This is a genomic window from Elioraea sp., assembly GCF_022842375.1.
In the GTDB taxonomy this organism is placed as follows: Bacteria; Pseudomonadota; Alphaproteobacteria; order Acetobacterales; family Acetobacteraceae; genus Elioraea_A.
On sequence record NZ_JALHPR010000006.1, the window covers coordinates 75,644 to 93,711 of the forward strand.

Annotated in this window: 20 protein-coding genes; 5 read left to right on the top strand and 15 right to left on the bottom strand. The window is 69.5% G+C overall.

Annotation, left to right across the window (positions count from 1 at the left end; all coding sequences use genetic code 11):
- The first annotated feature begins 106 nt into the window (after window positions 1-106).
- Window positions 107-2,368: a methyl-accepting chemotaxis protein gene (locus Q0C38_RS07520; RefSeq protein WP_291296456.1), complete on the top strand. Its 2,262-nt coding sequence runs from the start codon at window positions 107-109 to the stop codon at window positions 2,366-2,368.
- 9 nt (window positions 2,369-2,377) lie between these two features.
- On the opposite strand, the gene Q0C38_RS07525 is transcribed toward Q0C38_RS07520, so the two are convergent.
- The gene (locus Q0C38_RS07525) at window positions 2,378-3,025 is read right to left on the bottom strand and encodes a hypothetical protein (RefSeq protein WP_291296457.1); all 648 of its coding nucleotides are present in this window, start codon (window positions 3,023-3,025) and stop codon (window positions 2,378-2,380) included.
- A gap of 380 nt (window positions 3,026-3,405) precedes the next feature.
- Between Q0C38_RS07525 and Q0C38_RS07530 the strand changes: the two genes are divergently transcribed.
- From Q0C38_RS07530 to Q0C38_RS07540, 3 genes are all read left to right on the top strand, one after another.
- Window positions 3,406-4,074 (top strand): transporter substrate-binding domain-containing protein, encoded by a 669-nt coding sequence (locus Q0C38_RS07530; protein WP_291296595.1) that lies wholly within the window; start codon window positions 3,406-3,408, stop codon window positions 4,072-4,074.
- Between the two features lie 136 nt (window positions 4,075-4,210).
- Window positions 4,211-4,879, top strand: coding sequence for an amino acid ABC transporter permease (locus Q0C38_RS07535; protein WP_291296458.1), 669 nt, complete (start codon window positions 4,211-4,213; stop codon window positions 4,877-4,879).
- Complete coding sequence (locus tag Q0C38_RS07540) at window positions 4,876-5,523, top strand: amino acid ABC transporter permease (protein WP_291296459.1); 648 nt, start codon at window positions 4,876-4,878, stop codon at window positions 5,521-5,523. Before Q0C38_RS07535 ends, Q0C38_RS07540 begins: the two co-directional genes overlap by 4 nt.
- Window positions 5,524-5,617: 94 nt before the next feature.
- On the opposite strand, the gene rpsD is transcribed toward Q0C38_RS07540, so the two are convergent.
- Window positions 5,618-6,232 (bottom strand): 30S ribosomal protein S4, encoded by a 615-nt coding sequence (rpsD, locus tag Q0C38_RS07545; RefSeq protein WP_291296460.1) that lies wholly within the window; start codon window positions 6,230-6,232, stop codon window positions 5,618-5,620.
- A gap of 192 nt (window positions 6,233-6,424) precedes the next feature.
- On the opposite strand from rpsD, the gene Q0C38_RS07550 reads away from it, so the two are divergent.
- Window positions 6,425-6,628 carry a hypothetical protein gene (locus Q0C38_RS07550; RefSeq protein ID WP_291296461.1) on the top strand — a complete coding sequence of 68 codons (204 nt, stop codon included), beginning with the start codon at window positions 6,425-6,427 and terminating at the stop codon, window positions 6,626-6,628.
- Here Q0C38_RS07550 and Q0C38_RS07555 read toward each other — a convergent pair whose 3' ends face one another.
- The 13 genes from Q0C38_RS07555 to cysS form a co-directional block, all read right to left on the bottom strand.
- Window positions 6,629-7,915, bottom strand: coding sequence for a TRAP transporter large permease (locus Q0C38_RS07555; protein ID WP_291296462.1), 1,287 nt, complete (start codon window positions 7,913-7,915; stop codon window positions 6,629-6,631).
- Window positions 7,915-8,373 (bottom strand): TRAP transporter small permease subunit, encoded by a 459-nt coding sequence (locus tag Q0C38_RS07560; RefSeq protein WP_291296463.1) that lies wholly within the window; start codon window positions 8,371-8,373, stop codon window positions 7,915-7,917. Before Q0C38_RS07560 ends, Q0C38_RS07555 begins: the two co-directional genes overlap by 1 nt.
- Before the next feature lie 8 nt (window positions 8,374-8,381).
- The gene (locus Q0C38_RS07565) at window positions 8,382-9,368 is read right to left on the bottom strand and encodes a DctP family TRAP transporter solute-binding subunit (protein ID WP_291296464.1); all 987 of its coding nucleotides are present in this window, start codon (window positions 9,366-9,368) and stop codon (window positions 8,382-8,384) included.
- A gap of 64 nt (window positions 9,369-9,432) precedes the next feature.
- Entirely contained in the window at window positions 9,433-10,401 is a 969-nt protein-coding gene (locus Q0C38_RS07570; RefSeq protein WP_291296465.1) for a tripartite tricarboxylate transporter substrate binding protein, read from the bottom strand.
- Between the two features lie 10 nt (window positions 10,402-10,411).
- Complete coding sequence (locus Q0C38_RS07575) at window positions 10,412-11,275, bottom strand: alpha/beta fold hydrolase (RefSeq protein ID WP_291296466.1); 864 nt, start codon at window positions 11,273-11,275, stop codon at window positions 10,412-10,414.
- A complete protein-coding gene (locus tag Q0C38_RS07580; protein ID WP_291296467.1) occupies window positions 11,259-12,134 on the bottom strand; it encodes an RNA methyltransferase in 876 nt (291 codons plus the stop codon). The genes Q0C38_RS07575 and Q0C38_RS07580 overlap by 17 nt, the downstream gene beginning before the upstream one ends.
- Before the next feature lie 37 nt (window positions 12,135-12,171).
- Window positions 12,172-13,077: a copper resistance D family protein gene (locus Q0C38_RS07585; RefSeq protein ID WP_291296468.1), complete on the bottom strand. Its 906-nt coding sequence runs from the start codon at window positions 13,075-13,077 to the stop codon at window positions 12,172-12,174.
- On the bottom strand, window positions 13,074-13,427 hold the full coding sequence (locus Q0C38_RS07590) for a copper resistance CopC family protein (RefSeq protein ID WP_291296469.1): 354 nt from the start codon (window positions 13,425-13,427) through the stop codon (window positions 13,074-13,076). The genes Q0C38_RS07585 and Q0C38_RS07590 overlap by 4 nt, the downstream gene beginning before the upstream one ends.
- Window positions 13,424-13,834: a DUF305 domain-containing protein gene (locus tag Q0C38_RS07595; protein WP_291296470.1), complete on the bottom strand. Its 411-nt coding sequence runs from the start codon at window positions 13,832-13,834 to the stop codon at window positions 13,424-13,426. The genes Q0C38_RS07590 and Q0C38_RS07595 overlap by 4 nt, the downstream gene beginning before the upstream one ends.
- A gap of 22 nt (window positions 13,835-13,856) precedes the next feature.
- Complete coding sequence (locus tag Q0C38_RS07600) at window positions 13,857-14,636, bottom strand: nickel/cobalt efflux transporter (protein WP_291296471.1); 780 nt, start codon at window positions 14,634-14,636, stop codon at window positions 13,857-13,859.
- A gap of 7 nt (window positions 14,637-14,643) precedes the next feature.
- Window positions 14,644-14,925 carry a metal-sensing transcriptional repressor gene (locus tag Q0C38_RS07605; RefSeq protein WP_408870016.1) on the bottom strand — a complete coding sequence of 94 codons (282 nt, stop codon included), beginning with the start codon at window positions 14,923-14,925 and terminating at the stop codon, window positions 14,644-14,646.
- Between the two features lie 31 nt (window positions 14,926-14,956).
- Entirely contained in the window at window positions 14,957-16,543 is a 1,587-nt protein-coding gene (gene cimA, locus Q0C38_RS07610) for a citramalate synthase (protein WP_291296473.1), read from the bottom strand.
- An 8-nt stretch (window positions 16,544-16,551) separates the two neighbouring features.
- Window positions 16,552-17,988, bottom strand: a complete 1,437-nt coding sequence (gene cysS / locus Q0C38_RS07615) for a cysteine--tRNA ligase (protein WP_291296474.1) — start codon at window positions 17,986-17,988, stop codon at window positions 16,552-16,554.
- Between the last annotated feature and the right edge of the window lie 80 nt (window positions 17,989-18,068).

The window sequence follows — 18,068 nt, forward strand, 5'->3', positions numbered from 1 at the left end:
GTGACAGATCGATGACGAAAAACGCAGCGTCCGCGTTGGGTATTTCGTGAAGCTTCATCATTTCCGCCCAAGTTCCGTCGGCAGCAACTAGCCAACGGAGTTTCCCATGCGCCTCGGGCTCAGCCGCAAACTGCTCGCGACCGCCCTCGTCCCGGCGCTCGCCGCCGCGGCGCTCGCGGCCGTCGCCGCCGCGTGGACGATCTCGACCACTGCGGACGAGCGGCTGGCCGACGACCTCGCCAGCGCACGGCGGCTTGCCGAGGTCGAGTTGACGGGCATCGCGAGCCGGATGCATGCCGCGGCCTCCCCGCTGGCGACGCGGCAGGACATCATCGCAGCGACCGAAGCGCGCGACACCGAAGCACTCCGAACCATCCTGGCCCCGGCCTACGAGGCGTTGCGCGCAGTAGATCCCGCGCTGCATGTGCTCGAAATCACCGACAAGGCCGGCACGATCCTCGTGCGCTCGCACGGCCCCCGCACCGGCGACAGCAAGGCCACCGTGCCGGACGTCGCTGGCGCCCTCACCGGCCGCCCTGTGCTCGGCACGATCCTGTCCCCTGGCTCGGGCGAGATCGCGATCGGCGCTGCCGTTCCCCTCCGTCGCGGCAACGAGGTGGTTGGCACGCTGAAGGTTGCGGGGCGGCTGACGGTCGACACCGCGAGGCAGCTCTCGCTCAGCACCGGCGGCCAGGTGTTCCTCGTCGTCGAGGGGCGGATCGTCGCCGCCAGCACGCCTGCCACGGTCGACCTCGCCGCGCTTGGCCCGCTGCTCGCCGGGGCAGCAGGAACGGCGGAGCCAGTCTCGATCGGCGCGGTTGGCCGGCACATGGTCGCGGCCGTGCCGATCCGCGAGCTTGATGGCCGCGAACGCGCCTCGATCACCATCGCAGCCCCGGCCGAGCGTGCGTTGACGGCAACGAATGCCGCCCTCTTCAGGATCGGCGCCGCCGCTCTGCTCGTGCTGCTCGTCACGCTGCCGGTCGCCGCGATTGCCTCGCGCCGCATGGCCGCGGTGCTCACGAGCCTCGCCGGCACCATGCTGGCAATCGCGAATGGCAGGGTCGACGTGGAGATTGCCGGCCGCAACCGGAAAGACGAGATCGGAGACATGGCCGCAGCACTCGAGACGTTCAGGGGCATGACGGCCGAGAAGCAGGCGCACCAGGTCCAGGCGGCGGCGGAGCTGGCCGCGAAGGATCGCAAGCAGGTCGCGATCGACCGGCATACGGAGGACTTCACCCAGACCATCTCCGGCGTCCTCGGCAGCTTCGCCGATGCTGGACGGATGATGCGCGAGGCGTCGGCCACCGCGGCAGAGGCATCGCGCGAGACAAATCGCCGCGCCAACGCCACGACGGGACAGGCGGAGGAAAGCCAGGCCAACCTCTCGCGGATCGCCGCAGCGACGGAGGAGCTCAGCGCCTCGATCGACGAGATCAGCCGCCGCATCAGCGAGGCAGCCGCGGTGATGCGCGATGCCGTCGCCTCGGCCGGCGTGGCGGATGAGCGCGTGCGCGACCTCGGCACCGCGGCCGGCCGCATCGGCGAGATCGTCCGGCTCATCGAGAGCATCGCGAGCCAGACCAACCTCCTCGCGCTGAACGCGACGATCGAGGCGGCGCGGGCTGGCGAGGCGGGCAAGGGCTTCGCGGTCGTGGCCGGCGAGGTGAAGGCGCTCGCCGCGCAGACGGCGAAGGCGACCGAGGAGATCGCCGCGCAGATCTCCGCCATCACGAGCGCGACCGAAGGCGCGGTGGAAGCGGTGAAGCTGGTTTCGGGAACGATCCAGCAAATGGACGGCATCACTGCCACGATCGACGTCGCCGTCACGCAGCAGGGCGAGGCCACGCGCGAGATCGCAGGCTCGGTGCAGAGCGTCGTTGCCGGCACGGTGCACGTGCTGTCGGAGATGCGCGAGGTCTCGGTTGCCACCGAGCGGGCCGATGCGGCCTCCGCCTCCTCGACCACAGCGTCAGAACGGGTCGGCGAGCAGGCGGTCGCGCTGCGGACGGAGGTGGATCATTTCCTCGGCACGCTGAAGACGATCAGCGGCGAGCGGCGGGTGTTCGAGCGCGTTCCGGGCAACGGGCTCGCCTGCACGCTGGTGGCCGAGGGCATGGCGGCACAGTCGGCCACCGTCATCGACATCTCGGTGGGCGGCGTGAAGCTTTCCTGCGGCGCCTCGGTTCCCTCGGGCCATCCCGTGACCGTCCGGTTCCCGGGCCTCGGCCGGGAGGCGCGCGCGCGCGTGACGCGCGTCGAGGGTGGCTATGTCACGCTGACCTTCGCTCTCGACCCGGAGAACGTCGCCTCCGTCGAGGCGGTGCTCGCGACCCTGCCGAAGCCCGCTGCCCTCGCCGCGTGAGGGCCGGGCTCAGGCGCGCTTCTTCACCGTCGGGTTAGCGGCGCCAAGCAGGTAGATGATGAAGCGCTTCTGCGTCCAGGTGCGCTCCTTGTCGGCAATGAAGGCATCGATGTCGCGGCCGATGCCGGCGGCCGTCGTCTCGCTCGAGGTGTAGGTGCCGTAGTTCGGGTCGAAATACCTGCCGTTGCTGTAGGCGGTGGCATGGCCGGCGGGGACGCCCTTGTCGTAGCCGTAGTAGCCGTAGACGACGGTGATGCCGGCGGCGTTCGCGGCCTTCATGTAGTCGCTCGCCGTGCCATCGACGATCTTGTCGAGCGTGACGCCGCCATAGGCGTGCGTGCTGTCGGTGACCTTCACGCCCCATTTGTTGATGTAGGCCATGGCCTGCAGCACGTCACCGGCCACCCAGTCACCGAACACCTTGCTGTCGGACCAGTTCTTGGTCGCGTCGGCGAGGTGCTTCTCGGAGAAGTCGATATACTCGCCGAACTTCTTCTTGGTGCTGGCGATACTGAGGCCGCCCTTGTCCATCGCGTAATTGAAATCGCCGCCGAACATCGAGACGGCGGCCCACTTGAAGGACAGGCGGAAGCAGACGCCTTCCTGGAAGTACTGCCCCTGGTCGTATTTCTGGCCATTGACGCGCGTCAGTGCCATGGCGGTCCGTCAACTCCGTTGGTGGTGCTGCGCCAGCATGCCGGTCTAGACTAGAGGATTGCCCGGCAGGACGGAATGAAGATCCGTTTGCCGCGCATTGTCGCACCGCCCTGGCGTACGCCGCTGCCTTGATCCGGGGCACGGCATGGCGCGCGGATCGGCACCCCCCTCCCTCACCCGCCGTCGCGCGCGGCAAATTCGCTGGCACGTCGCTTGCTCCCTCCACGCCAGTCATCATCCGAGCAGGAAGGCCATCGATGAAGGTCGCGACGCGCAGAACCCTTGTTCTCTCCTCCGTGGGCATGCTGCTTGCCACGTAAGGCGCCAGGGCGCAGGACCGTCTTGCGACCATCCGGTCCAACCGCGTCCTCCGTGTCGCGATCCCGACCGATTTTCCTCCCTACGGCTTCGTTGGCCCGGACCTTCAGCCGCGCGGCCTCGACATCGACATGGCCAACCTGATCGGGGAGAAGCTCGGCGCGCGGGTCACGTTGGTTCCGGTCACCACGACGAACCGTATCCCCTATCTCCAGACCGGGCGCGTCGACCTCGTCATCTCGACGCTGGGGCGGAACCCGGAGCGTGCCGCGGTCATCGACTTCACCGCCGCCTACTCGCCGTTCTTCATCGGCGTGTTCGGGCCGGCCAGCATTTCCGTCAGGGGGCCGGAGGACCTGGCGGGCCGCACGATCGCCGTCACACGCGGCTCGATGGACGACACCTCGCTCACCGAGGTCGCGCCGACGACGGCGACGATCCGCCGCTTCGAGGACAACAGCGCCACCGTCACCGCCTTCGTCTCGCGCCAGACCGACCTTCTCGCAACTGGCGTGTCCGTCGCGGCAACGGTCATGCAGCGCAATCCGGCCCTCGGCGCGGAGTACAAGTTCCTCCTGCGCGAGAGCCCGAACTTCATCGGGCTGCCGAAGGGCGAGACCGCGCTCCGCGACAGGGTGAACGAGATCATTGCGGAAGCGAAGGCAAACGGCACGATCGACAGGCTCGCGCAACGCTGGCTCGGCCGTCCCGCCGGCGAGCTCCCCCTCTAGGGCCGTTGCCGCGCGCCGGCGTGAGGCCCGCCGCGGCCATGGGCATGCCCACGCACATGGCTGACCGTGGCCCACGATCTCATCCGCGTTCGGCTCACCACGCGGTTCGGCACACGCGGATGGTCCCCTAGCCGCCATGGCCCCGGCCTTCGACTTCGGTGCGGTGCTCGTCGACTGGCGGATGCTCCTGCTCGGGGTCGCGTGGACGATCGGGCTGACGATCGTTGCCGCCGTCTTCGGCCTGGTCATCGGCATCGCGGGCGGGTGGGTGCGCGCGGAAGGACCGCGCCCTTTCAGGCTCGCCGTCGGCGCCTATGTCGAACTGATCCGGAATACCCCGTTCATCGTCCAGCTGTTCTTCATCTTCTTCGGTCTTCCCGCGGCTGGGGTGCGCCTCTCCGCGGAGACCGCCGCGATGCTCGCGATGGTGATCAATCTCGGCGCATACGCGACCGAGATCGTGCGCGCCGGCATAGAAGCGACGCCGCGCGGCCAGATTGAGGCGGCAATGAGCCTTGCCCTTAGCCGCGCACAGACATTCCGCCACATCATCCTTCCGCCCGGGCTGCGGAAGGTCTGGCCGGCGCTTGTCAGCCAGATCGTCATCGTCATGCTCGGCTCGGCGGTCTGCGGGCAGATCTCGGTCGAGGAGCTGAGCTTCGCGGCGAACCTGATCCAGAGCAGGAATTTCCGCTCCTTCGAGGCCTACTTCATCGTCACCCTCGTCTACCTCGTCCTCGCCATCCTGCTGCGGCAGGCGCTCAACTGGATCGGGCCGCGCTTCATCTTCGGCGGTGCCGCATGATCGAGTTCACGCTCTGGGACATCGTGCGGAACCTCCTGCTCGCCGCGCGATGGACGGTGCTTCTCTCGCTCATCGCCTTCGCCGGCGGCGCGAGCCTGGGCCTGGTCCTGCTGGTCGTGCGGACCGCGCGAGCCGGGCTCCCCGCCATTCTCTTTGCCGGCTTCGTGCATGTGTTCCAGGGGACGCCGCTGCTGATGCAGCTCTTCCTCGCCTATTTCGGGCTTCCGCTGCTCGGCATCGAGACCTCCGCCTGGCAGGCAGCGATCCTCGCGCTCACGCTCTACAGCAGCGCGTTCCTTGCCGAGATCTGGCGAGGCTGTGTCGACTCGGTGCCGCGCGGCCAGTGGGAGGGTGCCCAAAGCCTTGCCCTGAGCTTCTTGCAGCAACTCCGCTTCATCATCCTGCCGCAGGCGTTCAGGATCGCGATCCCGCCCACGGTCGGCTTCCTCGTTCAGGTGATCAAGGGAACCGCGCTCGCCTCCGTCATCGGCTTCATCGAGCTGACCAAGGCCGGGTCGATGATCTCGAACATCACGCTGCAACCGTTTCTCGTCTACGGGTTCGTCGCCCTGTTCTATTTCGCGCTCTGCTATCCGGTCAGCCTCACGGCCAGGCACCTGGAAGCGCGGATGAAGCCGGCGTGAGAGCACGCCTCACCCGAATGACAATGCCCCGAACGCAGACGCGCCGGGCAGGTGACCCTGCCCGGCGCGTGCACTTGTCTCCAGGAAGCCCGGATCAGCGCGAGTAGAACTCGACCACCTGGTTCGGTTCCATCTGCACGGGATAGGGAACGTCGGCGAGCTTCGGCGCGCGGAGATAACGGCCCTTCATCGCGCGGTGATCGACCTCGAGATACTCCGGCACGTCACGCTCGGACGACTGCGCGGCGTCGAGCACGGCGGCGAGCTGCTTCGACTTCTCCTTGATCTCGACCACGTCGCCATCCTTCACGAGATAGCTCGAGATGTTGACGCGCTTGCCGTTCACCTGGATGTGCCCATGGTTCACGATCTGGCGTGCTGCGAAGGGCGTGATCGCGAACTTGAGGCGATACACCACCGTATCCAGCCGGCGCTCGAGCAGCTCGATCAGGTTCTCGGAGGTGTCGCCCTTGCGGCGCACGGCCTCCTCGTAATAGCGGCGGAACTGACGCTCGCCGATGTTGGCGTAGTAGCCCTTGAGCCGCTGCTTCGCCATCAGCTGCGTGCCGAAATCGGTCGGCTTCTTGCGGCGCTGGCCGTGCTGGCCGGGGCCGTAGTCGCGCTTGTTGATCGGCGATTTCGGGCGGCCCCAGAGATTCAGCCCGAGGCGGCGATTGATCTTGTACTTGCTTTCGGCGCGCTTGGTCATGCGCGACCCCTTTCGTCGGTTCTTGGCGACGCTGCCCTTTGCAGCGTCTTCTGTCCTGGTAGGCCCTTTCGGAAGCGCGAAAGGACGGGCGCGGGCCACGGTTGGGCCCGTCCACGTTCCCGGGAGTGCGGCGGGGTATAGTCAGGCGACCATGCCTTGTCAAACCGATGGATGCGCCCCTAATCCGGTCCCATGGTCACGCGCAGCGACATCCTTATCCTCGGCCTCACCGCGGGCGTCATCGGCAGCCTCACGGGCGGCTTGATGCTCGGCATCGGCATGGGCCTCGTCGTCCAGGGCGCCCATATCGGGTGGCTGCTGATCCTGCCGGGCGCCCCGCTCGGCGGCGGCATCGGCTACCTGCTGGCGCGGAAACTCGCGAAGCAGCTGGGCTGATCAGCCGAGCCGTCGCGGCAGCCACAGCACGAGGTCAGGTGCGAGTGCGAGGGCCAACAGCACGCACGCCATCGCACCCAACAGCGCCGGAAGGTGCCGGAAGCTCTCGCGCATCGGGATGCCGGCCACCCGGCACGCCGCCATCAGGTCGATGCCGAGCGGCGGCGTGTTCGCCCCGATCGCCAGGTTCAGCGTGAGCAGAAGCCCGAAATGCACCGGGTCGATGCCGTAGCGCGGCAGGGCGGTCGACAGCATGGGTGCGAGCAGCAGGATGACCGCGATCGTCTCCATGAACGTTCCGAGGACAAGCAGCAGCGCCATCGCCAGCAGGATCACCACCGTCGGATCGCGCGTCAGCCCGAGCAGCCAGGCCGTCACCGTCTGCGGCGCGCCCATCGCGCCGAGCACCCAACCAAACAGCGAGGCGGTGGCGATCACGTAGAGGATCACGCCAGAGGTCTCCGCCGCGCGGCGCAGCTCGCCCCAGAGCGACGCGAGGGTGAGCGCGCGCGTCGCCACGAGCCCGACGACGAGGGCGTAGAGGCAGGCAACTGCGCCCGCCTCGGTCGCGGTGAAGATGCCGCCGCGGATGCCGCCGACGATGATCAGCGGCGCGCCAAGCGCGAGCAGCCCGACCCAGGCCCCCTCCTCCGCCACCAGCCCTTCTGCCTCCCCCGCCCCGCCCCAGCCCTCGCGGCGCGCCCGCCACACCGAGACAGCCATCAGCGCTCCGCCCGCGAGAACGCCGGGCACCAGGCCCGCCGTGAAGAGCTGGCCGATCGAGGTCCCGGTCGCGACCCCATAGACGATCATGACGATCGAAGGCGGAATGACCGTGCCGAGCGAGCCAGCGCAGCCGAGCAGGCCGGCCGAAAATCCGGGCGGATAGCCCGCGCGCTTCATCGCCGGCAGGACGAGAGAACCGATCGCCACCGTATCGGCAACGCCCGAGCCCGAAAGCGCGCCGAACAACATGCACGCAACGACCGCGACGGCCGCAAGCGCACCACGCCGCTGGCCGACCAGCGACAGCGCGAGTGCGACGATCCGCCCCGTCAGGCCGGCAGCGCCCATCAGCCCGCCGGCGAGCACGAACAGCGGGATGGCCAGCAGCGGGAAGCTGTCGAGCCCTGCGACCATCTGCTGTGCGACCACCGGCAGCGGCGCGATGTCATGCGCGAGGATCGCTGCCATCGCGGCAAGCCCGAGGGCGGAGGCAACAGGAACGTCGATCAGGAGTGCTGCCGCAAACACGCCGAACAGCGTACCGAGGGCGCCGCCGCCCATCAGAGCCGCGAGAGAAGGCGTGCGGCAGCACCGAGCGCAATGAGGCCAAGCCCCGCTGCCGCCGCCCAATAGAACGCCGCCACCGGAAGTGCGAGCGCCGTGGTCGTGCCGCTGCCCGCGATCGCGACGAACTGGATCGTCGCGGACACCGACAGCACGGCGAAGGCGATGACCGCCACGTCGCCGAGAGCGGCGCCGATGCGCGCGGCACGCCCCTCGCCCACGATCAGCGGCATCAGCCCGGCGGAGAGGTGGCCGCCCTTCGCCTCTGCCCCACCGGCGGCCAGAAACGCGGCCCACACGAGCAGCAGCCGCGGCAGCTCCTCGGCCCAGATCGGCGTCCGCCCAAAGCCGTAGCGCGAGGCGACGGTGAACATCACGGCTGCGGCAAAGGCAGCGGTGAGAAGTGCCGCCAGCGCAATCGCGGCAGCGCCGAGCGCTGCCGCAAGCCGTGTCATCACGCCAATCAGTTGCGGTAGCGCTCGAGCAGCGCCATCAGCTCAGGCCCGTAGATCCGGCCGAACTCGTCCCACACCGGCTTCACGGCGGCGACGAATGGGGCCTGGTCGACCTCCGTCACGGTCATGCCCTTTGCCTTGAGCTGCTCGATTGCGGCTTCGTCAGCCTTGATGCTGTCGAGGCGCTGCCGGCCGCCCCAGGTCGACGCAGCCGAGCGCAGCACGGCCTGATCGTCGGCCGAGAGGCGCTGGAAGCTCGCGCGCGAGATCGCAAGCGCTGCAGGGCCATAGACGTGGCCGGTCAGCGAAAGCTGCTTCTGCACCTCGAAGAACGAGGCCGACCAGATGATCGAGAGCGGGTTCTCCTGCGCGTCGAACACGCCCTGCTGGAGGGCGGAGTAGAGCTCGCCGAAGGCCAGCGGCGCGGGCTCCGCCCCCATGGCCTTGAACGTCTCGAGGCGCATGCGGTCAGGGGTGACGCGGATCTTGAGGCCGCGCAGGTCGGCCGGCGCGCGCACCACGCGATCACGCGTCGTCACGTGGCGGAGGCCGGTTTCCCACCAGCCGAGGATGACGATGTTCTTCGCCTCCATCAGCTTCGCGAGCGCCGCGCCAAGTTCGCCGTCATAGGCGCGGTAGGCATGCAGGCGCGAGGGCCAGGTGTAGGGCAGCTCGACGATGCCCATCCTGGGCTCGAGCGTCTGGAACGATCCCGCACCGATCAGGCCCATCTGCACGGAGCCGAGCTGCAGCCCCTCGATCACCCGCGTCTCGGCGCCGAGCTGGCCGCCGGGGAAGATCTGGATCTTCACCCGCCCCTGCGTGCGTGCCTCGACCTCCTGCGCGAAGCCGGCGGCGTTCACGTGCCAGGAATGGCTCTCGGCCAGAACGTGGCCGAGGCGGAACGGTGCCTGCGCCACAGCCGGAACGATGGCCGGCGTGACGCCAGCGGCACCAAGCACGGCTGCGGCAAAGAGCGAGCGGCGGATGGACATGATGGAACCCCCGTGAAGCCTTGCGGCAAGCCTAGGACGGCACGACCCGCCCGGCCAGTCCCGTTCAACCGGCCGTGATGCCCGCGGTGCGGATCAGCTCTGCCTTGTAGGCGAGATCGGCCGCGATGAATGCGGCGAAGGCGGCCGGCGTTCCGGCATGCACCGTGTAGCCGTTCGGCGTGAGATGCCGGTCCGCCACGGCCGGTGTTGCCATCGCGGTCCGGATGTCGGCAGCGATCTTCTCGCGCAGCGCCTCCGGCGTGCCGGCGGGCGCGAACACGCCGAACCAGGTGCGCGGGTCGATCTGCGGGAAGCCGGCCTCGGCCAGCGTCGGCACGGCGGGAAGCTGCGGCAGCCGCGAGGGCCTGCCGACGGCGAGCGCGCGCAACGTTCCGGCAGCGATATGCTCGCGCGAGGACGCGACGCCCGCGAGCGTCATCTGCACCTCGCCCGCGATGGTCGCGAGCACCGCGGGCGTGAGGCCGCGATAGGGCACCTGCACGAGCTCGATCCCCGTCGCCGCCATCAGCGCGCCGAACAGCAAATGCGGCTGGCTGGCCGTGCCATAGCTGCCGAAGTTGAGCACGCCAGGCCGCGCCCGTGCCGCGGCGACGAGGCCCGCCATGTCGGCGGCAGGAACGGCAGGATGCACCAGCACCATCTGGTGCACGTCGACGAGGTGCGACACGGGTGCGAGGTCGCGCATCGGGTCATGCGGCAGGCCGCGGATCACGTGCGGGTTGGCGGTGATGGAGTTGTCGGCCGTCAGTAGCAGCGTGTGGCCATCCGGTGCTGCCTTCGCGACGATGTCGGTTCCCGGAACGGTGGAACCGCCGGGGCGGTTGTCGACCACCACGGCCTGGCCCCAGGCAGGTGCCAGCTCGGCGGCCAGCGCGCGGGCGAGCGCATCGAGCCCGCCGCCCGGCGGGAACGGCACGACGATGCGCACCCCGCGCTCGGGCCAAGCCTGTGCCCGCGCACGGGAAGCAGCCAGCACGAAGGGCGAGGCGAGCAGGAGGCGGCGCGTCGGCATGGTCGGTCCTTCAGATCCCGAGGTGCGAGGCAATGAGGGCAAGCGCGAGGGCGGGCGCTTCGAGTTCGGGCAGATGCCCGATCCCGGCGGGGTTCTCCACCCGCGCATGCGGCCCGATGGCAGCAGCAATGGCATCGCCGATCGCGGGCGGGTTCACCGCGTCCTCCGCCCCCGTCAGCACCAGCGTCGGCGCGGCGATCGCCGCCGCTGCGTCGGCGACGATGTCGACGCCGTCGGTCGCGTGCGCGGCCTGCATCAGCGCCGTTGCATTGGTTGCTGCCAGCATCGTCTGCACGAGGTCCTGCACGACCGCACCGGTGCCGGGCGCGACGAGCGCCTGCCAGCGCGTGGCCGCCAGCACGAGCCCACCATCAACAACGCTGGCGGCACGGCGGGCCAGCATGTCGGCGCGTTCCTGCGGGCCGCGCCAGCGCTGGCCGCGCGAGGCGCCGATCAGCACGAGCCGTGCGACGCGGCCCGGGTGGCGCGCGGCGAGCAACGCCCCCGTCATCGCCCCGAAGCTGGAGCCAACGACATGCACCGGCCCCGCGATGCCGCGCGCATCGAGGAAGGCGGCAGCGGCATCTGCATAGGCTTCCGCGCGCGGTGCGTCGGCGCGGAACGGATCGGAGAGGAAGTAACCCGGCGCGTTCGGCGCGATGATGCGCGCATGCCGCGCAAGCCCCGCGAACATGAAGCGGAAACACACGCTCGACGCCCCGATGCCGTGCAGGCAGAGCACGACGGGCCCCGCCTCCCCCGCTTCCATGAACGACGCGCGCGGCCCCGTGAGGGCGAGCCGTGCATCGTCGATCGCGACGAAGCGGAGATCGGGCAGCGGTGGAATGACGGTGCCGTCAGGATGGGTGCGCATCGGGGTCCTTTGCGTCGTCAGCGATGTCTGGCCCAATCATGTCTGGCCCAATCATGTCTGGCCCAACCATGTCAGGCTCGACACGGCCGCGCACCATCCGCCCGCGCGCGAGCTCGGTGACGATGCCGTGCAGCGTTCGGAGTTCCTGCGCCGTCACCTCGCCGCGCTGGAACAGCGCGCGGATGTTGCGGATCATGCCAGGCCGCTTCGGGGCGTTGCGCAGGAAGCCGCAGGCATCGAGCTCGGCAACCAGGTGGCGGAAGAAGTTCTCGAGCTGGTCCTTCGTCGCGATCCCGGTCTCGTTGGTCACCAGCCGCGCAGCCGGCGTCGCGTCACCGGCACTCCACCACTCATAGGCCAGCACCATCACCGCCTGGCCGAGGTTCATCGAGTTGAAGTCCGGGTTCAGCGGCACCTGGACGAGCGTGTCGGCATGCGCGAGGTCATCGGCGAGCAGCCCGGCACGCTCCGGCCCGAACAGGATGCCGGTGCGAAGCCCGCGCGAGGATGCGTCGCGCAGCGCCGAGGCCGCGCCGCGCGCCGTCATCGTCTCGACGATCACGTGGCGGGGGCGCGGGCAGGTGGCGAACACGCGCTGGAGGTCGGCCACCGCCTCGGCAAGCGTGGCATGGATCGTCGCCGCGTCGAGAATGCGATCGGCGCCCGAGGCCATGCGCCAGGCCTTCTCCTGCGGCCAGCCATCGCGGGGCGCGACGATGCGGAGATGGAACAGCCCGCCATTGGCCATGGCGCGCGCCGCCGCACCGATGTTCTCGGCAAGCTGCGGGCGCACGAGCACCACCACCGGCGTATTCTCGCCCACCGGCCCGATCTCCGCACCACCGTCACGTCCCGTCATGGCGTGGGTTTAGGGCGGCTTGGCCCCCTGGGCAACCTCAGGCCGTGACGCGGTGGCCAGCGTCCAGCGGGTGGATCGAGACCATCTCGGCCGCTGCCCAGAACACCAGCAGTGCGACGGCCGCCTCGAGCCGGATCGAGCGCGCGAGCCTCTCGCCCGCGCCAGCCTCGCGCCGCGCCGCCGCGGGCACCAGGACGAACGCATGCCGCAGCGCGAGCCCGAGCATGGTGGCGACCAGGATGAGCTTGGCCGTCAACGCCCAGCCATAGGCGGTGGCGTAGACGAGATCGAGCCGGCGGACCATGAGTGCCGCCAGCAGCCCGCCGCTCGCGACCAGGACGGCAACGACCGGGCGGGCGATGCGCGACCAGTCGGCGATGATCGCTGGCGCCTCGGAATCCCTGCTCCGCGCCAGCCGCGCCAGCGGCAGCAGCGATCCGACCCAGAACGACACGCACGCAAGGTGGATGACGACGAGGGCGGCGATCTCCTGCCGCGGGCGGTAGAGCATCGAATGCCCCATCGCCGCGTAGGACGCAGCGACGGCGAAGGCCCCCGCGACGGCAAGGTGCGGGGCGATCGCCATGCCGCTCGCGAGAGAGGCGATCAGCGCGAGGCCGGCGAGGCGGATCCAGAACGCATCGCCGATCCGCGACCCCATCATCGCCTGCCAGGTGCGCGCCTCGAACAGGTCGCCCCCGCCGCCGAGCACGCCCGCGCGCACGACGAGTGCCGCGAGGGAGAGCAGGATCGCCAGGACCGCCGCGCGCGTGGCGAGGCGGCGAAGTGCTGCCGCATCCGCCTCGCCGAGCCGCGCGGAGAAGCCGGCATGCACGAGCGCCGTGCCAGCAGCACCCAGGCTCGCGGCGTAGTAGGCGGCGCGGAGCAGCACCGTCGCGCCATCCCAGGCCGAGGCATCGGGGGTCAGCGCCTCAATGATCATCGCACGCCCTCGATGGCGAAACGGACCGTGCCGCGCACGGGGTGGCCATCGGCGGAGATGGCGCGCCATTCGAACCGCCACGCACCCGGCGAGAGAGGCGGGGCGGCCAGGCGCTCGACGGCGCGCGGCGTGGTGTCGCGCGGCAGGGCCACGCGCGTCTGCCGTCCCTCGGCGTCGATCAGCGTCAGCGCGGTGAGCTGCACCAGCTCGTTGAAGCGCAGCACGATCTCGGTCGGCGCCGCGGCGAGGCGCGCGCCCTGAGCCGGCGCCGAGGTGCGGAGCTCGGAATGCGCGCGCCCCTCAGCCGGCGCGAGCAGGCACAGCGCGAGTGCCGCGGAGCGGAGGATCATCCGCCGAGGCGGCGCAGCATCGCGCGCATCTGGGCGATTTCGGCTTCCTGGGCCTTGATGATCTCCTCGGCGAGCTTGCGCGTCTCCGGATCACGGCCGTGCTGGAGAACGATGCGCGCCATGTCGATCGCCCCCTGGTGGTGCGGGATCATTCCGGCGATGAAGTCGCGGTCGGCGTTGCCGGAGTAGCGGATCTCCATCTCGCGATGCATCTTCTCGTTCGCCTCGCGAAACGCGCGTGTCGAGGCAGGCTCGGCCGCTGCCCGCGGCGCGCCGTGGCCATGGTGGTGCTGTGCCTGGGCCAGCGTCGTGTCGTGGTGGGCGCCATGGTGAGCCGATCCCGCCCCCATGAAGAGCGTAAAGGCGGCGGTCGCGAAGGCGGCGGCGAGCAGTGTCGTGCGGATCATGCGGCTCTCTTCCGGTGCTGTGTCATGCAGTGAGCGAGGTGATGCCCTTGGCCAGGGCGTAGAGGCCCGCGAGGGCGATGACGGCGATCGAGATCGCGGGCAGGACATGGGCGAAGCGGCCCGCGCCGTCGAGCCGCGAGAGGCCGAGCGCGGCGGCAAGACCGACGCCGACGAGCACCGCGGCGAGGCCGAGGCTGAAGGCAGCGACCGTCGCGATCCCGATCGCCGCGGCGCCGGCCTGGAGCGACAGGATGAGCACCGGCACCGCTGCCGGGCATGGCACGAGCCCGCCCGAGAAGCCGACGGCGATGATCTGGCGGATCGTCACCGGCGCGCCGGAAACGACCGGGGCGTGGTGATGGTGGTCATGGCCATGATGGTGGTGATGGTCATGATGGTGGTCATGATGGTCGTGATGGTGGTGATGGTCATGGTGGTGGCCATGGTCATGGCCGTGGTGATCGCCGCCGCGCAGGCGAAGCGCCATCCACGCGGCGATCGCGAGCACGGCAAGACCGCCGCCTGCCTGCAGCCACGGCAGCGCACGCTCGGCGATCAGCATGTCGCCGATCCAGAGGCCGATGAGAGCGAGCACCCACACAACGAGCGAATGCGACACGGCGGCCGAGAGGCCAAGCAGCATCGCCTGGCGCGCCGTTCCCTGCGTCGCCACGATGAAGCCCGCCATCATCGTCTTGGCGTGGCCAGGCTCGAGCGCATGCAGGGCGCCGAGCAGGAACGCGAAGGGAAGGTAGGCGAGCGCCGCGCCATGGCCCTGGGCAAGAAGGGCGGCGAAATCCATCGCCGGCTCAGAGGTACTTCGCGATCTCGCGGAACTCCGCGAGCGCGTCTTCCGCCCTACCATCGGCCACGGCACGGTCGAGGCAGTGGTCGATATGGTTCTGGATCATCGCGCGCTTGGCGGCCGTGATCGCCTTCTCCACGGCCGCGAGCTGCTGCGCGAGGTCGAGGCAGGGGCGCCCCTCCTCGATCATCACAATCACGGAACGGAGATGCCCTTCCGCGCGGCGGAGGCGCTTGACCGCATCGGCATGCGAGACATGGCGAATGGACCCGTCCATGTTGTCCATCCTATCCCCCGGGAGGGGATGGGGCAAGTGGTCAGCCGCCGGCTGCACCCTCGCGCATCAGCAGGTATGTCACGGCATCGGCAAGCGCGAAGAACGAGGCCTCGATGACGTTGCCCGACACGCCGACGGTGGCCCAGCGCGTGCCCGCGGCGTCCTCGCTCTCGATCATCACGCGGGTGACCGCCGCCGTCGCCTGGTCAGGGGCCAGGATGCGCACCTTGTAGTCGACGAGCCTGAGCGCGGCGACATCGGGGTAATGCGGCAGCAGCGCCTTCCTGAGCGCGGCATCGAGCGCGTTCACCGGGCCGTTGCCCTCGGCCACCGTCAACACACGCTCGCCCTTCACCACGATCTTGAGGGTGGCCTCCGACAGCGGCTCCTCCCCCTCGCCGCGACGCTCGACCAGCGTGCGGAACGATTCGAGGTGAAAATATTGCGGCACGGTGCCGAGCGCGCGGCGGGCAAGCAGCTCGAACGACGCTTCCGCCCCGTCATACGCATAGCCCTGGAACTCGCGCGCCTTCACCTCGTCCAGGATGCGCTTGATGCGCTTGTCCTCGCCGTCGATGTCGATGCCGACATCACGCAGTCGCGACAGGATGTTCGACCTCCCGGCCTGGTCCGACACCACGATGTGGCGGCGGTTGCCGACGCACTCGGGCGGGATGTGCTCGTAGGTCGCCGGGTCACGCTCCACCGCGCTGACATGCAGGCCACCCTTGTGCGCGAAGGCACTCTCGCCGACATAGGCAGCCCCGCGCGCTGGCGCGCGGTTGAGGCGCTCGTCGAGCATGCGCGACAGCTTGGTGATGCCGCGCAGGCCCTCCTCGGTGATGCCTGTGCTGTAGCCCATCTTGAGCATCAGGGTCGGGATGATGCTGATGAGGTTCGCGTTGCCGCAGCGCTCGCCGATGCCGTTGATCGTGCCCTGCACCTGGCGAACGCCCGCGCGCACAGCGGCGAGCGTGTTGGCCACACCGTTCTCGGTGTCGTTGTGGCCGTGGAATCCCAGGCGCTCGCCCGGGATGTGGCGCGCAACCTCGGCCACGATCCCCTCAACCTCGTCCGGCAGCGTGCCGCCATTGGTGTCGCACAGCACGATCCAGTGCGCGCCCGCCTCGTGCGCGGTGGTGATCGCACGCAGCGCATAGTCGCGGTTGCGCTTGTAACCGTCGAAGAAATGTTCTGCGTCGAACATCGCGACCTCGGCGCGACGCGCGGCCTCCGCCACGCTGTCGGCGATCATCGCGAGGTTCTCCTCGAGCGAGACGCCGAGCGCGATCCCGGCATGATAGTCCCACGTCTTGCCGACGAGGGTGACGATGGGCGTGCGCGCGCCGAAGATGGCGGCAAGCCCAGGGTCGTTCGAGGCGCTGCGGCCGGCCCGCCGCGTCATGCCGAAGGCCGAGAGCTTGGCGCGCGTCATCGGCGGCGGGTTGGCGAAGAAGGCATCGTCGATCGGGTTCGCACCTGGCCAGCCGCCCTCGACGGTGTCGACGCCGAACGCATCGAGCGCACGCGCGATCGCCTGCTTGTCGGCGACGCCCCAGTCGATGCCCTGCATCTGCTGCCCATCGCGCAGCGTGCAGTCATAGATGTGGATCCGCGGTCCGGTCATGGGGCTGCTCACGACGCGCGCCGCCAGGTGGTGCCGTCCTTCGTGTCCTCGAGCACGATGCCCTTCGCCAGAAGATCGTTGCGGATACGGTCGGCTTCCGCGAAGTCGCGCGCGCGGCGGGCGGCCAGCCGCGCGGCGATGGCGGCCTCGATCTCGACCGCCTCGCCGCCAGCCGCGCCCTGGCGCCACACGCGCGGATCGGAGCCGAGCAGCCCAAGCACCGCGGCCGCGCGGCGCAGCGCCGTGACGGCCTCTCCCGGCACGAGGTCGCGCTTCTGGTCCATCCGCGCAAGGACGGCGGTGGCCGACCCGCCTGCGGCATCGATGTTGGCGAGCGTGCGCAGATCATGCAGCCGCGAGAGCGCGAGCGGGGTGTTGAGGTCATCGGCCAGCGGCGCCGTCACCCACGCCACCAGCTCGTCGACATCGGCCGTGTTCCGCTCGCCCTCGCCGGAGGCGGCGAAGAGCGGGGTGTAGAAATCGTCAAGCTCGGCCTTCGCTTCCGCGAGCCGCTCGCGCGAATAGTCGAGCGGCATGCGGTAGTGCGTCTTCAGCAGCAGCAGGCGGAACGCCTCTCCCGCCCACGGCCCCTCGGCCAGGATGTCGGCAACCGTGAGGAAGTTGCCGAGCGACTTCGACATCTTCTCGCCGTTCACGAGCAGCATGCCGTTGTGCATCCAGAGCCGCGCGAAGCCCGAGCCGGGGAAGGCGCAGACCGATTGCGCCACCTCGTTCTCATGGTGGGGAAACAGCAGGTCGAGCCCACCGCCGTGGATGTCGAAATCCGCGCCGATATGCTTCCAGCTCATGGCCGAGCACTCGATGTGCCAGCCGGGCCGGCCGCGGCCCCACGGGCTCGCCCAGCCAGGCTGATCGTCGCTCGAAGGCTTCCACAGAACGAAATCAGAGGCGGCCTTCTTGTAGGGGGCAACCTCGACGCGCGCGCCCGCTTCCATCTCGTCAACGGAACGGTTTGAGAGTGCGCCGTATTGCGGGAAGGACGGCACGTCGAACAGCACGTGGCCGTCGGCGGCATAGGCATGGCCGTTGGCGATGAGCCGCTCGATCAGCGCGATCATCTCGGCGATCGTCTCGGTCGCGCGCGGCTCGACATCGGGCGGCAGGGCGCCGAGGGCGGCCATGTCCTCGTGGAACCAGCGCGTCGTCCGCTCCGTCACCGCCTCGATCGCCTCGCCACGCTCACGCGCGGCGGCGATGATCTTGTCCTCCACGTCGGTGATGTTGCGGACATAGGTGACACGCGGGTAGAGGCTGCGCAGCAGCCGCACCAGAACGTCGAACACCACGACGGGGCGTGCGTTGCCGAGATGCGCGCGGTCATACACGGTCGGGCCGCACACGTAGAGCTTCACGTGCGAAGGGTCGATCGGCTGGAAGCGTTCCTTCCGCCTGGTGGCGGAATTGTAGAGGGTGAGCTCGGTCATTGGTCCGTCCGGTTGGCCACGGCTGCCCAAATCAGGGCTGCCCGTATGGGTCACGCGCGCGGCGAGGTCAAACGCGGCGG